Here is a 13,501-nt window from a genome sequence, read left to right on the forward strand (position 1 = left end):
CTTCGTCGTGCTCACGTTACTTGAGCGACCAGATCCCCCAGATGGCAATCAGCAAACCGAGACCGAACCCGCAGCCCAGCAACACCCATGTGTCCATTTCGCGCCTTTGAAGAACGTGCCGTCGCCGACGGGGTGTCGGCCGGCAAGCAGCAATGTCGATACCGGACGCCGGCCCGTTCTCTCGGAGTCGGGCGCGGTGCGTCAGGTCCGCGAATACTACGCTTCGGAGCTTTCAGAACGCATGCGCGATTTCTTGCAGTCGGGGAGCAGGGGCGGCGTCGCCGGCGTCATTTCTTGCCGGCGTGCCCGTTGTCCATCTGCGCGGCGGGCGGTGCCGCGTGCCGGAAGATGCCGGACTTCCAGATCATCTGTGACGCGGCGACCAGCACGAACAACAGCACGACGGTCCGGAAGATACGCGGCGACATCCGGTCCCGCAGGGGCCGAACGAGCCACATGCCGGCGATGGCCGGCAGGCTGGCCATCGCGGAAACCGCGAGGTCGGCGCCGCTCGCGTGCGTGACACCGCCGAATGTCGTGATCAGCGTGACGATCGACACCACGAGGATGATCGCGATCTGCTTCGTGAAGGCCCGGCCGGTCGCGCCGGACGAAATCAGGTAGGTGGCGAGCAGCGGCCCCGGTACCGACGCGATACTCTCCATCAGCGCCGCGCCGAACCCGAGCGCGAATCCGACGGGCTTCTGCCACGCGGGCGGCAGGTTGAGCTTCGGCGCGCTCAGCATCAGCGTCGCGGCGACGATCAGCAGCGCGCCCGACGCGGCCTGCGCGTGCCCGGCGTTCAGCGAAAGGAGGATGGCGACCCCGACGACGTTGCCGATCACGGTACCCACGATCGGCGCGGCGATCTTGCGGGCGGTGGCCAGCACTTCGCCGCCTTCGAGCGCTTGAGGGATGTTGCCGAGAATGATCGGCATGGACAGCAGCAGCACCGCATGCCGGATCGGCAGGAACTGGCTGAGGATCGGCATCGCGACCAGCGGCACGCCGATGCCGGTGATCCCCTTGACCATGCCGCCGAGCAGCAGCGCGACGGCGATGCCGGCGAGATCGAGCAGCGCAAGCCCGTGCAGGCTGGAAACCAGCACACCTTCAGTCAGATCGAGATGGGTCATCGGAAGCAGGTCGAGACATAACCGGCGGCGGGCGCGATCGAGCGCACTCGCTGCCGGCGCGTGCGGCTCGGCACGCAGTTGTTGTCGGGTTGGGAGTCGAACCGGTCGCCCGGTTGCTGCGGTCCGGCCGTCGGTCTACGCCAGCCGGACCGCAGCAGACGCGCACCCCTTCGACAGCACGAACACGGTTCGAGGCTGAATCTTACCCGAGCGCGGCGCGGGGCATCGGCGAGCGCCACCTGTCGTTGCCGCCGTTCAATACAATTCGATTCATGATGTGCGACCCTGTCATGTGAAAAATGCATGCATCGAAACGAGGAGGCGAGATGACGCTTGCGCAGTTGCAGGCACTGGCGGCCGTGGTCGAACTCGGCTCGCTGACGGCCGCGGCCGAACGGCTCAGCCGCAGCCAGTCCGCGATCAGCCACGCGCTGACCGAACTGGAAGAGCTCACCGAGGTCAAGCTGCTGTTGCGCGACCGGCAGCCGGTCGTATTGACCGCCGCGGGCGAACGCCTGTGGCCGTACGTGCAGAACGTCGTGCGCGAAGCGCAGACGCTGCGCCAGCAGTTCAGCCTGTCGCGCGGCAAGCTCGAAGGGCGGCTGGTGGTTGCGTCGTTGCCGAGCGTATCGCTGGCGTTCGTCGTGCCTGCGCTGGAGACGCTGAAAGAGCGGCATCCGGGCGTGACGGCAGTGCTGCTCGAAGGCACGGACGCGGAAGTCGAAGGGTGGATCGACGACGGGACGGCCGACATCGGCGTGGTGGCGGGCACCAAGACGTTCGCGCACGACTTGCCGTTGCTCGACGAGGATTTCGTCGCGGTGGCTGCGCACGACACGTTCGACGGCCGCAAGAGCGTGTCGGCCAAGGTGTTGTCGGCGGCGCCATTCATTTTCTCGAAAGCCGGGTGCGGGCCGGTCATCGCGGATTACTTCGCCCGCAACGGTGCGGCACTGCGCGCCGGGTTCAACGTGGTCGAGATGCGGACGATCCTGTCGATGGCGGAGGCGGGAATGGGCGTGTCGATCGTTCCGCGCATCACGCTGACCTACACGCGATTCGGCGGACGGGTGCTGGAGCTGTCGCCCAGGCTGCGCCGTTCGGTGCGCCTGGCGTGGAATGCGACCGGCAACGCGGTCGCCGACGAGTTCGTGAAGCTGGTCGACGCGCAGCGCGCCAAGGCAGGCAAGGCGGCCCGGACGCGGGCGAACAAGGGCAAGTAATGGGGGGCGCGGCGCGATGAAGCGCGCTCATGCGGTACTTGCAGTTTATTCATGCCGACGCATATCGACATGCAATACATTGCTGGATACACGCCACTGATTCCATTGCCTCGAAGGATATCGCCATGCCGGCATTGCCCGCCCTGATTGCATTCGGACTCTTGTCGCTCGGCATGGTGCTGACGCCCGGCCCGAACATGATCTACCTGATCTCGCGCTCGATCTGCCAGGGCCGCCGCGCGGGGCTGGTGTCGCTCGGCGGCGTGGCGCTGGGGTTCGTGTTCTACATGTTCTGCGCAGCGTTCGGCATTACCGCGCTGGTGCTGACCGTGCCGTATGCGTACGACGCGTTGCGCTTTTGCGGCGCGCTGTATCTGTTGTATCTCGCGTGGAATGCACTCAAACCGGGCGGTCGCTCGGCGTTCCAGGTCCGGCAATTGCCGCACGACAGCGGTGCGAGACTATTCGCGATGGGCTTCGTGACGAATCTCGCGAACCCGAAGATCGCGGTGATGTATCTGTCGCTGCTGCCGCAGTTCATTTCACCGGGGCATGGCAGCGTGCTGACGCAATCGCTCGCACTGGGCTGCGTGCAGATCGCGGTCAGCGTCTGCGTCAACGCGCTGATCGCGTGCATGGCCGGTGCGATCGCGGGGTTTCTTGCCGGACGGCCGATGTGGGCATTGGCTCAGCGCTGGCTGATGGGGACGGTACTGGCCGGATTGGCCGTACGCATCGCGTTGGAATCGCGAAGCTAGACGAGTGCGCTTGGGTGCTGACGGAGTCGAACGGCGGTCGTTGCAGGTATCGAGTCCGACAAAACCAATAGCCGGGGGCCCGGCCTTGAGTCGTTCAAAACTTGCATTTTCCGCCGCTGTCGCGGTCTTCGCGACGCTCGCCGGCATCGCGCATGCCGAGGTGTCGTACGTCTACGCGTCGGAGGTCGCGTGCTGCAAGCCCGTCGCGACGTGCGAAATAGCGGACCCGGGCGATGCCTGCCGCGCGAGGCGGAGCGGGGCGTGCATGCGCCCCCGGTCGTCCGCCACGCCCTCACGCGCGGCGGGCGACCGGCGCATCAATGCCCACGCCGCTTCTTGCTCAGCTCGATCGTCTCGAACAGCTCGTATTGCGCGGTCGGTTGCTGATCCGCGCCCGGCGCGTGGTAGTAGCGCATCGTGATCGTCGTCTGGCCACCCGGCTTGCCCGGATCGTGGTCGAACACGGCAATGCCGTACCCCGTGCCGGTATCGCGGCGCGCGGACCAGATCGCGTCCTCGAGCGCATCGGCGCCCTGGCGCACGAACGTGTTCGCGGCTGTGCCCGGCACCGGCCGGTTCGGCTTCGTGAAGATCTTCGCCTGTGCGAAACCCGTCGCCGGATTCTCGCCGTACACGTCGAGCGGCGCACTGGTGCCGCCGCCGCCGAGGATCAGGTGGATCGTGCCGTGGCTCGTGTCGAACGTCGTGCGCGCCGGATCGGCCGTGCCGACCGGACGCGGCTGCAGCGTCTCGACGACTTCGCCGGTCGACGCGTCGACGCCCGCGCGGTGATTGCAGCCGCGCACCGGGTAGCTGCGCTCGTAGTCGTGATCGTGGCCGCACAGCACGAGATCGACGCCGTAGCGATCGAACAGCGGCAGCCATGCCTCGCGGATGCCCTTGTCCGATCCGTTGCCCGTCTTCGACGAACTCAGCGCGTCCTGGTGCATCTGCACGACGATCCAGTCGATGTCGTCGTCGTGCGACGCGTGACGCAGCGTGTGCTCGAGCCAGCGCGTCTGTTCGCCGTTGCTGTAGCCGCGCACGTAGAACGACGTGCCCGGCGCGATCGGCGGGCGGCCGGTGCTCGCGGCCGGCACGAGCGGATCCGGGCCGCCGACGAACGCGGCCGCGTCCTGATACACGACGTCGTCGGCGTCGAGCGAGATGAACAGCACCGAGCTCACGCGGAAGCTGTACCAGCGGCCGGGAAAGCGCGTGCCGTTCTCCGGCAGGGTGTAGCGCGCGAGATACGAGTCGAGGCCTTGCGGGCCGTTGTTGAATTCGATCTCGTGATTGCCGGGGCACGGCATCCACGGACGATTCGCAGCCGAGGTCTGGTTGTTGTTGCCGAAGTCGCGCCACACCTCGGGCTGATGCGCGGGGTTCAGGTTCGCGTAGCAGAGGTCGCCGTTCAGCAGGTGGAACAGCGGCTGGAACTGCTCGACGGCCTGCACCGCGAAGCGGCTTTGCGGCGACGACAGCACCCATGCGCCATTCGGCGTCGCGAGGTCGCCGTAGCTCGTGAAGCGGAACGGCGCGCGGCCGCGCGGCGCGGTCGTGAAGGTCGCGGAGAACGGCTGTGCGGCGTTGCTGTCGTTGTCGGCCGTCAGCTCGTAGCGGTAGCGCGTGTCCGGCTTCAGTCCGTGCACGCGGGCGTGATACGTGAACACGGTCTCGCCGTTCAGGCCATCGGTGTAGATACGCTGCACGCCGTGCACGGTGCGTGCCGCCTCGCCGTCGGCGACGATGCGCGCGCGTGGATTGACGGCCGGCGCGAGCGACACCCACGAGATCGCGACTTCGGACGTCGGGTCGCTACCCCACGTCAGGTGAACCTGCTCGGGCGTGCCGTCCGGGCTCGACGCGGCGGCACGGGCGGCCGCAAGCCCGCCCGCGGCGGTGGCGAGGCTCGATACGCCGGCCAGTTTCAGGAAGCCGCGACGCGATACGGAAGCGGCCGGCTCGTTCGGCTCGGCGGAGAAGTTGTCCGGGTTCGACATGATCGTATTTTCGTTGATTGGGACGCGAGATGAGGAACCGCCCGGCCGGCGCATGCGCGGCCGGGGCGTGGGCCGGAAACGAGCGGGATCCCGGTGACACGCATTGTCGAAGGGCTGTTTTGCCGGGTTGTGACAGACGGCAAACAACGTATCGTTCGCCTCCATCGGTGCTTTCGTCGCGGCGGAAATTTATTTGCCGATGGCGCGACGGATTTCGTCCGCACGCGTCGTTCAAGGAAATGAACAGCTGCTTCCGGCTGAGCCGACGCTTCGGAGTCTTTCATGAAACTTTCCGCATCATTGCGATTAGCTGCCGGCTGCGCAGCGGCGCTGGCGACGTCCGCCGTATTCGCACAGGCCGTTATCGTCGCGCCGATCGCACCGCCGCCGGCGCGCGTCGAAGTCGTGCCGGCGCCGCGTGCGGGCTATGTGTGGGATCACGGCCACTGGCGCTGGCGGCAGGGCCGCTACGTGTGGGTCCCCGGACACTGGCAGACGGTTCGCGTGGGCTATCGCTGGGTGCCCGGACACTGGGCTCCGCGTGGCCCCGGTTGGCGCTGGGTGCCGGGCCACTGGGCGTGATGCACACGGTGTCGCGCGGCGCGCAGCGCCGGCGCGGCGGAATATCGTCCAGACGCCATGAGTCGAACCATGCCTTTCCGAACCATCGTGATACTGGCGGCCGCGGTCATCGTGCTGGCCGGCTGCGTCGTGGTGCCGGCGCGTCCCGCCTATTACCGGCCCGCGCCGGTCGTCGTATATTGATCGCGCCGGCCGGCTGCCGCAGGTCGCGGCGCCCGGCGAGCGATCGACAGGATCGGTATGCGGTTCGAGCCGGATGTCGATGAAGCCGACAGTGCCGACATCGGTCGCGGCGCACCACACGCCGCCGAACCGTCGGCGTGGCGCCCGGCGGCGCCGGCCCGACGCATGCAAGGAGAGCACGATGATGAGCTTCATCCGGACGGCGGGCGCACCCGCCGGTACAGTGCGGCGCATGCGCGGCACACGGCGGAGCAACCTGCGTTGAGCGACGGCGATCCGGACGCGGAACTCGTCGCACGGGTCGGCGCGCGCGACGCGTCGGCCGTGCGCGTGCTCGTCGCCCGCAAGCTGCCGCGACTGCTCGCGCTGGCGACCCGCATGCTCGGCGACCGCAACGAAGCGGAGGACGTCGCGCAGGAAACCTTCCTGCGGATCTGGAATCACGCACCGCGCTGGCGGGAAGGCGAGGCGCGCTTCGACACGTGGCTGCATCGCGTCGTGCTGAACCTCTGCTACGACCGCTTGCGCGGGCGGCGCGAGGAGCCGGTCGACACGCTGCCCGAGGTGCCCGACACGCAACCCGGGCCGGCCGCGCACGCGGAGCTGCGCTCGCGCGACGCGCGCGTGCGTGACGCGCTCGCCGCGTTGCCGCCGAGGCAGCGGGAGGCGCTCGTGCTCCAGTACTATCAGGAAATGTCGAACATCGAAGCGGCCAACCTGATGGGCATCACCGTCGATGCGCTGGAAAGCCTGCTCGCGCGCGCGAGACGCAACCTGCGTGCGCAACTGGCCGGCGACCCACCTAGCGAGGAAAAGCGATGACACCCGAACGATTCCGTACCATCGTCGCCGCGTATGGCTCGGATGCGCGGCGCTGGCCGCAGGACGAACGTGCGGCGGCCGAAGCGTGGGCCCAGGCGCATCCGCGCGACGCGCTGGAGGCGCTCGACGATGCGGCCGACCTCGATGCGTGGCTCGCGCAAGACACGGTTGCGCCGCCCGCGCCGGCGCTGGTCGAACGCATCGTCGCGACGGCGCCCGCGCCGCAACGCGCGCGGCGGCGCGGCAATGTGTGGTGGTCGGGCGCGGCGTTCGCGGGCGTCGGGCTGGCCGGTGCGCTGGCGGGCGCGGTGGCCGTGTCTATGCTGATGCTCGGCAGCGCGCCGATCGCGCAGCACGAACCCGGCTACCTGACGACGACGTTCGGCGGCCCGAGCATCGACGGAGGCGACGAGTGAGCGAACGCGGCTGGAAGTACATCCTCGTCGGCTCCGTCGTGCTGAACGTGTTCATGCTCGGCGCGATCGGCGGCGGCGCGTATCAGTGGTTCTCGACGCATCGCGGCCTGCATGTGGCCGGCATGCCTGCGCAGCACACCGCGCTGCGTTTCGCCGCGGACGAATTGACCGACGCGCGTCGGCGGGAATTTGCCGCGGCGCTGAAGGCGGCGCGCAAGGACGGTCGGGATTTCGCGCGCGAGGGGCGCGATGGCCGGATCACCGTGCTGGATTTGCTGGCTGCGCCGCAGCTCGATCGCGCGGCGATCGATGCCGCGCTCGATCGTACGCGTGCGGCCGATACCGCGTTGCGCGGGCAGGTCGAGCGCAGTGTCGTCGATTTCGCGGCGACGCTGACACCGGACGAGCGCGCGAAGTTCGTCGACGGGTTGCGACGTAGCGGAAACTGGCGGCTGCCGGCGAAATTGCAGAAGAAGCCGGACGAAGCGGGGAGCCCGTAAGCATGGCGACATGCGATCGGGTTCGGCTCGCGTCGTCGATTCCCGATATCGCATGCGCAGATCACTGACGGAAAACCTTCGGCGGCGAACTTCCGCGAAGCGTCGCCACGAACGTGCGATCCCGTTACGGATACGACATGCTCAACGCGCAAGCATCCACGCCGAGATCGCATCGACGACGCTGCCCTCCACGCCATTGAAGCCGTGATAGGCGAACGCCTCGCACGGATCGCCGCGCGACGTGCCGCCCGACACGATCATCAAATCGGCTTTCGGCGACTGGTCCAGTTTCTTCATCAGCGTATCCGTCTCGGACACCGGGCAAAACTTGCAGCCGTCTTTTTCATGGTGCACGACGAGCACCGGAATCCTGAGGCTCGCGAGATCCATGTTCGTGACCGGGTCGCCGCCGCGGTTGTCGCGCAGGATCGTCGAGGTCAGCACGATGCCGTCGGGCCCGCCGCCGCCGGCCAGCGCGATCGCAATGGCCGCAACGGATTGCGTGCCGCGGCTCGTTCCCACGAGCCAGACCGGTATGTGCAACTGCGTCTTCAACCATGCGATCACGGCGCGCGCATCGTCGGCGTGCTCGCGCGAGAGACGAAAGCCGTTGAGGTAGGGCGCGGATTGCCGGTCGCTCGGTGCGTCGATGACCGCCACGGCAATGCCTTTATCGACGAACATCGTTCTGGTGCGGACCAGGAAATTGCCTTCTCCCCATCCGAATCTTCCCGACGGGTCCAACTGCAGTCCACCGTGTCCGCCGGCATAGAGAATCGCCGCTATTTTCGGCGTTTGCGGTGCGATGAAGAGAAACCGTTGCGTGACGCCGGGGCGCGTCGGAATGTCGACGACCCTGGGCGCATTTTGTGCGTGAGCCGCATGGCCGTGCAGCGTCAACGCGATGGCGAGCAGCCACGCGCACGTCCAGAACGACGGTGCGCGTCGGCGAGTCGAGCCATGAAATGGTGCGCAAGGATGCGTCATCGTCGTGGCGGCCACCGCATTGCGCCGTCGCTCGACGGTGCGCGGCGACGTCTCCTCGTCAAGGTCATGCCGCGACTTCAACACGATGCGCGGCGTTCAATGCGATTCGACAAACTGAATCGGTCTCCGGTTGTGCCGATTCATTGCTTCGGAGCGAGGCGACGAAACCCGCGTGACGCGCGGACGGCACATTCCTTTGAGTCTAGATGGCTTTGCGGGAAGGGCAAGCGGGCGACAGGCTCATGGCGCTCGCCTTTGTGGGTGAACGAGAGTGACCGCCGGTTGATCGGGAGCGGAAACGGACAGATAGAACAAAATCGGCATCGCGACGGTGGATCGCAAGATCAGGCTTCGCGATCCCTGGCAATCCGCGCAGTGCATGGCCCGGAGAATTTTTGTCATCGTTTGAAAGCAAACGGAAAGGTATGCGCTCGCGGCGCAACGAAGAAAAAATATCGAGCCGTCCGGCGACGGATTTCCCGCCACCGTCCGTTAAACACGGGTACGCATCGCGAGAACCCCGTCATGGACCACCCGAACGACATCTCACCGGCCGCCATTGCGCTGAACCGCTTCGGTCTCGGCGCGCGGGCCGACGAAGCGCCGCCCGCGGATCCGAAGGCGGCGCTGGTCGCCCAGCTCGACCGTTACGACGCACGGCCTGCCGCGTGGGCCGGCGAGCCTGACGCGGTGGCGCTCGCGACGCGCTTCGCGGAGGCACGCAACGCGATGACGAGCGACGACGCGGCGGCCAGGCGCGCGACCGCGCAGTCGATCCGTCGCGACGGCTACGACGCGTATCGCAGCGCCGTCGCCGCGCGGCTGAACAGTGCGCTGAACACACCGGCGCCGTTCGTCGAGCGTCTCGTGCATTTCTGGGCGAACCATTTCGCGGTGTCGGTCGACAAGGGGCAGGTCGCCGCATACGCGGGGGCATTCGAGCGCGATGCGATCCGTCCGCACGTGCTCGGCCGCTTCGAGGACATGCTCGTCGCCGTCGTGCAGCATCCCGCGATGCAGCTGTTCCTCGACCAGGCGCGCTCGGTCGGCCCCGACAGCCCGGCCGCGCTGCGCGCCGACGCCCGCAATCCCGCGGCGCGGCGCGGCCTGAACGAAAACCTCGCGCGCGAAATCATGGAGCTGCATACGCTCGGCGTACGCACCGGCTATACGCAAGCGGACGTGACGGAATTCGCACGCGCGCTGACGGGCTGGAGCATCGCGGGCGGTCGCGGGCCGCAGCCCGGCGATGCGGCGCCCGGCGCGTTCGTATTCCGCTCGAAGCTGCACGAACCGGGCGCACGCACGGTGATGGGGCGCACTTACGACCAGCCGGGCGAAGCGCAGGGCCGCGCGATTCTGGCCGACCTTGCGCTTGCGCCCGCGACGAGCCGGCATATCGCGTTCCAGCTCGCCCGTCATTTCGTCACCGACAATCCGCCGCCCGCGCTGACCGACCGGCTCGCACGCGCATTCGACGCGAGCGGCGGCGACCTGCCGACCGTCTATCGCGCGCTCGTCGATGCGCCCGACGCGTGGGCGCCGGTGAACCGCAAGTTCAAGACGCCGTGGGAGTGGGCCGTGTCGGCGCTGCGGGGGCTCGGCTGGCGCGACACGGGCGGCCTGAAGGCCGCGCCGTTGCTCGCGCAACTCGGCCAGCCAGTGTGGCGGCCCGGGTCGCCGGCCGGCTACGACGACGTCGCCGCGAGCTGGGCCGCGCCCGATGCGCTGGTGCGCCGCGTCGAAATCGCGCAGCGGCTCGCCGCGCGCACCGGCGACCGGCTCGATCCGCGCACGCTCGGCAATACGCTGCTGGCCGGCTCGCTGAGCGCACCGACGGCAACCGCGCTGTCGCGCGCCGAAAGCGCGACCACGGCGCTTGCGCTGCTGCTCGTGTCGCCCGACTTTCAACGGAGATGAACATGGCCCGATCCTTTACCCGTCGGCATTTCCTGAGCGTTGCCGCCGCCGGCGCAGGCGCGTTCCTCGTCGCGCCGCGCATCGTGTTCGCGAACGTCGACACCGACCGGCGCTTCGTGTTCGTGATCCAGCGCGGCGCGGCCGACGGGCTGAACATCGTCGTGCCGTATGCGGAACCCGCGTATGCGTCGCTGCGCGGCCCGCTCGCGATCGACGCTTCGGCCGCGACACGCGTCGACGGCACGTTCGCGCTGCATCCGTCGCTGGTGCGGACCGCGCAGTTGTATCGCGACAGGCAGGCCTTGTTCGTCCACGCGATCGCGTCGCCGTATCGGGACCGCTCGCATTTCGACGGACAGAACGTGCTCGAGACGGGCGGGCGGGCGCCGTACCAGGTGAAAGACGGCTGGTTGAACCGGCTTGCCGCGATGTTGCCGAGGACGCGCGACAGCGCGATCGCGTTCGCGCCGACCGTGCCGCTCGCGTTGCGCGGCAGCGTGCAGGCCACGTCGTATGCGGCGTCGGGATTGCCGGCCGCGCCGGACGATCTGCTCGCACGCGTGTCGGCGCTCTACGAGGCCGACGCGCAGCTCGGGCCGCTGTGGCAATCGGCGATGGCCGCGCGCGGCCTCGCGGGCGATGCGCATGCGCGTCAGGACCCGGCCGGCGTCGGCAAGCTCGCGGCGACGTTTCTTGCACGCGACGACGGCCCGCGGATCGCGATGATCGAGACGGGCGGGTGGGACACGCACAGCGCGCAGAACGCGCGGCTCGCGAATCAGCTGAAGGCGCTCGACACGATGCTCGCCGCGTTGCGCGACGGCCTCGGCCCGGCGTGGCAGCAGACGACGGTGCTGGTGGCAACCGAGTTCGGCCGCACGGCCGCCGTGAACGGCACGGGCGGCACCGATCACGGGCAGGCGTCGGTCGCGATGCTGGCGGGCGGGGCGGTCGCGGGCGGCCGCGTGATCGCCGACTGGCCCGGCTTGCGGCCGGCCGACCTGTACGAAGGGCGCGACCTGAAGCCGACCGCGTCACTCGACGCACTGATCGCCGGTGCGGCTGCCGAAAGCCTGCGGCTCGACCCCGACCGTACCGCCGCTGCATTGTTCGCCGAAAGCGGCACGACGCGGCCGATGACGGGCCTCGTTCACGCCATGGCGTGATGCGCGGCATCCGGCATGCCGGTGTCGACATCCACCAACCGATAACACGACAGGGAGAATCGAAGATGAAGATCCGATCCATATCGCTTGCCGTCCTGGTGACCGCGAGCGCGGCGCTGATGTCCGCATGCGTGGTCGAACCCGCGCGGCCGCCGCAGCCCGCGCCGGTCGCCGAGGCGGCGCCGCCGCCGCCGGCGCCCGGCTATCGCTGGGCGAAGGGGCATTACCGCTGGGCCGGCAACCACTGGGCGTGGGTGCCCGGGCATTGGGTCGCAGTGTATTGAGTGGCCGTGTATTGAGCGCATGCAATATGCCGCGCATGTGACGGCACGGGAGAACGGAAGCGGGCTCGCGTATTGAACTGCGATGCGCGTTGCCCTAAGCTGCGCGATCCGGCGGCGGGCATTTCCGTTCGTCCGTCACGGCGAGCCGCCGTCCGATGCACGATCGTCTTCGGACGGTTCGCCGCCGTTTTCTTCCAGACGATACCCACATGAAGGCATGGCTTCTTGCGCTGGCCCTCGCGGCCGGCATGACCGGCGCGCAGGCCGCGTCGTTCGATTGCGCGAAAGCGTCCACGTTCGTCGAACGCGAAATCTGCGGCAATCCGGCGTTGTCGCGGCTCGACGATGCGCTCAACAAGGATTACCAGGACGTCGTGTACGACTTCGGCAACCGGCCGACCGAGGATCCGCCCGAGTATCGCCAGTTCATCGCGAGCCAGAGGGCGTGGCTGAAAGCGCGCAACCGCTGCACCACCACGCAGTGTCTGACCGACAGTTACCGGAAACGCATCGACGTGCTGTGCGGCACGATCGACGTGCCGGCGGAACGCGATCGCGCGAAGTGCCGCAGCAACGACGGGCTGGGCGGGTTGGAACTGCAGCACTGAGCACCGTCGGCAAGCATCGCGCACGGCCAATGACCGGCTACCAGTCGATCCGGTGCTTCTCGTCGGTTTCGCGGTGCCGCCAGTCGTCGTCGGCATGCAGATACTGGCTGGTCGTCGTCAGCGACACGTGCCCGAGGTTGTCGCGCACGAGCCGCAGGTCGACGCGGCCGTCGGCCATGTGCGAGCCCGCGCTGTGGCGCAGCCAGTGCGCGGACGCCTGTTCGAGCACGCGCGCCTGTTCCTCGCCGGCTTCACCGTGCGCACGCAGCCGGTCGGCGGCGAACCGGAACACCTGCTTCACGATCCGGTGCAGCGCCGCGCGCGTGAGCGGCTTGCGCGTGCGACCGACCGGCAGCACGAGCGGCGTGGGCTCGCCGTGCGCGGGCAGCGCCGGCAGGCCGTGCGCGCGCCGGTAGCGCGCAAGCTCGGCCATCATCTCGGCCGTGGCCGGCACGAGCCGCTGCCGGCCGCCTTTGCCGGTCACGTCGAGCCACCAGCGATCGCGCCCGTTCGCGTCGCGTCGCGCGAAGAAATGCCCCATCGTCGTGTCGGCCGCTTCGGTGATGCGCAGCCCGCCGAGATACAGCATCGTGAACACCCAGCGTGCGCGATCCGCATGAAAGGCGGCGCGCGCTTCGTCGCGCGGCATCGCGGCGATCGCATCCTTGACCGCCTGCCACAGCGGCGCGCCGAGATGGCGCGTGACGCGCGGCGCCGGCCGTCGTTGCCGCTGCCGCGACAGCGCGAGCGGATTGCCGGCCAGATAGCCGGCCTGCACGAGCCACGAGAACATCACGTTCAGGATCACCATCGCCTGCCGCTGGCTGGCCGCCGACAGCGGCCCGTAGAACGGCCGCCAGCGCGGGTCGCCGCGCGGCTGCGGTCGGCCGCCGCTCGTCCACCGCACGTCGCC

At 68.5% G+C, this 13,501-nt stretch carries 14 protein-coding genes; 10 read left to right on the forward strand and 4 right to left on the reverse strand.

The genetic code is table 11. The annotated features are described in order from the left end of the window. Window positions 1-287 precede the first annotated feature (287 nt). A complete protein-coding gene (locus J7024_RS34160; RefSeq protein WP_124825293.1) occupies window positions 288-1,136 on the reverse strand; it encodes a sulfite exporter TauE/SafE family protein in 849 nt (282 codons plus the stop codon). Window positions 1,137-1,462: 326 nt separating this feature from the next. On the opposite strand from J7024_RS34160, the gene J7024_RS34165 reads away from it, so the two are divergent. Further along, complete coding sequence (locus tag J7024_RS34165; RefSeq protein WP_124825292.1) at window positions 1,463-2,359, forward strand: LysR family transcriptional regulator; 897 nt, start codon at window positions 1,463-1,465, stop codon at window positions 2,357-2,359. Between the two features lie 125 nt (window positions 2,360-2,484). Continuing rightward, window positions 2,485-3,117: a LysE family translocator gene (locus tag J7024_RS34170; RefSeq protein ID WP_124825291.1), complete on the forward strand. Its 633-nt coding sequence runs from the start codon at window positions 2,485-2,487 to the stop codon at window positions 3,115-3,117. Window positions 3,118-3,434: 317 nt separating this feature from the next. Here the strand turns inward: J7024_RS34170 and J7024_RS34175 are convergent, their stop codons facing one another. After that, window positions 3,435-5,120, reverse strand: a complete 1,686-nt coding sequence (locus J7024_RS34175) for a purple acid phosphatase family protein (RefSeq protein ID WP_124825290.1) — start codon at window positions 5,118-5,120, stop codon at window positions 3,435-3,437. Between the two features lie 282 nt (window positions 5,121-5,402). Here J7024_RS34175 and J7024_RS34180 point away from each other — a divergent pair, with 282 nt between their 5' ends. The 4 genes from J7024_RS34180 (at window position 5,403) to J7024_RS34195 (ending at window position 7,623) form a co-directional block, all read left to right on the forward strand. Continuing rightward, the gene (locus tag J7024_RS34180; RefSeq protein WP_175769927.1) at window positions 5,403-5,702 is read left to right on the forward strand and encodes a YXWGXW repeat-containing protein; all 300 of its coding nucleotides are present in this window, start codon (window positions 5,403-5,405) and stop codon (window positions 5,700-5,702) included. Between the two features lie 240 nt (window positions 5,703-5,942). Beyond that, entirely contained in the window at window positions 5,943-6,707 is a 765-nt protein-coding gene (locus J7024_RS34185) for an RNA polymerase sigma factor (protein WP_124825287.1), read from the forward strand. After that, window positions 6,704-7,123 carry a hypothetical protein gene (locus J7024_RS34190; protein ID WP_124825286.1) on the forward strand — a complete coding sequence of 140 codons (420 nt, stop codon included), beginning with the start codon at window positions 6,704-6,706 and terminating at the stop codon, window positions 7,121-7,123. Before J7024_RS34185 ends, J7024_RS34190 begins: the two co-directional genes overlap by 4 nt. Further along, window positions 7,120-7,623: a periplasmic heavy metal sensor gene (locus J7024_RS34195; RefSeq protein ID WP_124825285.1), complete on the forward strand. Its 504-nt coding sequence runs from the start codon at window positions 7,120-7,122 to the stop codon at window positions 7,621-7,623. Before J7024_RS34190 ends, J7024_RS34195 begins: the two co-directional genes overlap by 4 nt. 141 nt (window positions 7,624-7,764) lie before the next feature. Here J7024_RS34195 and J7024_RS34200 read toward each other — a convergent pair whose 3' ends face one another. Then, the gene (locus tag J7024_RS34200) at window positions 7,765-8,523 is read right to left on the reverse strand and encodes an alpha/beta hydrolase (RefSeq protein WP_234745876.1); all 759 of its coding nucleotides are present in this window, start codon (window positions 8,521-8,523) and stop codon (window positions 7,765-7,767) included. Window positions 8,524-9,135: 612 nt separating this feature from the next. On the opposite strand from J7024_RS34200, the gene J7024_RS34205 reads away from it, so the two are divergent. The 4 genes from J7024_RS34205 (at window position 9,136) to J7024_RS34220 (ending at window position 12,588) form a co-directional block, all read left to right on the forward strand. Next, the gene (locus J7024_RS34205) at window positions 9,136-10,530 is read left to right on the forward strand and encodes a DUF1800 domain-containing protein (RefSeq protein WP_175769928.1); all 1,395 of its coding nucleotides are present in this window, start codon (window positions 9,136-9,138) and stop codon (window positions 10,528-10,530) included. Between the two features lie 2 nt (window positions 10,531-10,532). Then, window positions 10,533-11,696 carry a DUF1501 domain-containing protein gene (locus tag J7024_RS34210; RefSeq protein WP_124825283.1) on the forward strand — a complete coding sequence of 388 codons (1,164 nt, stop codon included), beginning with the start codon at window positions 10,533-10,535 and terminating at the stop codon, window positions 11,694-11,696. Window positions 11,697-11,761: 65 nt separating this feature from the next. Beyond that, window positions 11,762-11,980 (forward strand): YXWGXW repeat-containing protein, encoded by a 219-nt coding sequence (locus J7024_RS34215; RefSeq protein WP_124825282.1) that lies wholly within the window; start codon window positions 11,762-11,764, stop codon window positions 11,978-11,980. 209 nt (window positions 11,981-12,189) lie between these two features. After that, the gene (locus tag J7024_RS34220) at window positions 12,190-12,588 is read left to right on the forward strand and encodes a lysozyme inhibitor LprI family protein (protein ID WP_175750458.1); all 399 of its coding nucleotides are present in this window, start codon (window positions 12,190-12,192) and stop codon (window positions 12,586-12,588) included. Between the two features lie 37 nt (window positions 12,589-12,625). Here the strand turns inward: J7024_RS34220 and J7024_RS34225 are convergent. Next, window positions 12,626-13,501 (reverse strand): tyrosine-type recombinase/integrase (locus tag J7024_RS34225; RefSeq protein ID WP_234745877.1); only part of this gene is annotated, 876 nt, incomplete at its 5' end.

The organism is Burkholderia sp. WTPI3 (assembly GCF_021483755.1).
In the GTDB taxonomy this organism is placed as follows: domain Bacteria; phylum Pseudomonadota; class Gammaproteobacteria; order Burkholderiales; family Burkholderiaceae; genus Burkholderia.

Coding starts and splice junctions, on each gene's coding strand:
- J7024_RS34170 (WP_124825291.1), top strand. CDS start 2,485: ATGCCGGCATTGCCCGCCCTGATTGCATTCGGACTCTTGTCGCTCGGC.
- J7024_RS34190 (WP_124825286.1), top strand. CDS start 6,704: ATGACACCCGAACGATTCCGTACCATCGTCGCCGCGTATGGCTCGGAT.
- J7024_RS34185 (WP_124825287.1), top strand. CDS start 5,943: ATGCGGTTCGAGCCGGATGTCGATGAAGCCGACAGTGCCGACATCGGT.
- J7024_RS34165 (WP_124825292.1), top strand. CDS start 1,463: ATGACGCTTGCGCAGTTGCAGGCACTGGCGGCCGTGGTCGAACTCGGC.
- J7024_RS34205 (WP_175769928.1), top strand. CDS start 9,136: ATGGACCACCCGAACGACATCTCACCGGCCGCCATTGCGCTGAACCGC.
- J7024_RS34215 (WP_124825282.1), top strand. CDS start 11,762: ATGAAGATCCGATCCATATCGCTTGCCGTCCTGGTGACCGCGAGCGCG.
- J7024_RS34160 (WP_124825293.1), bottom strand. CDS start 1,136: ATGACCCATCTCGATCTGACTGAAGGTGTGCTGGTTTCCAGCCTGCAC.
- J7024_RS34180 (WP_175769927.1), top strand. CDS start 5,403: ATGAAACTTTCCGCATCATTGCGATTAGCTGCCGGCTGCGCAGCGGCG.
- J7024_RS34210 (WP_124825283.1), top strand. CDS start 10,533: ATGGCCCGATCCTTTACCCGTCGGCATTTCCTGAGCGTTGCCGCCGCC.
- J7024_RS34175 (WP_124825290.1), bottom strand. CDS start 5,120: ATGTCGAACCCGGACAACTTCTCCGCCGAGCCGAACGAGCCGGCCGCT.
- J7024_RS34220 (WP_175750458.1), top strand. CDS start 12,190: ATGAAGGCATGGCTTCTTGCGCTGGCCCTCGCGGCCGGCATGACCGGC.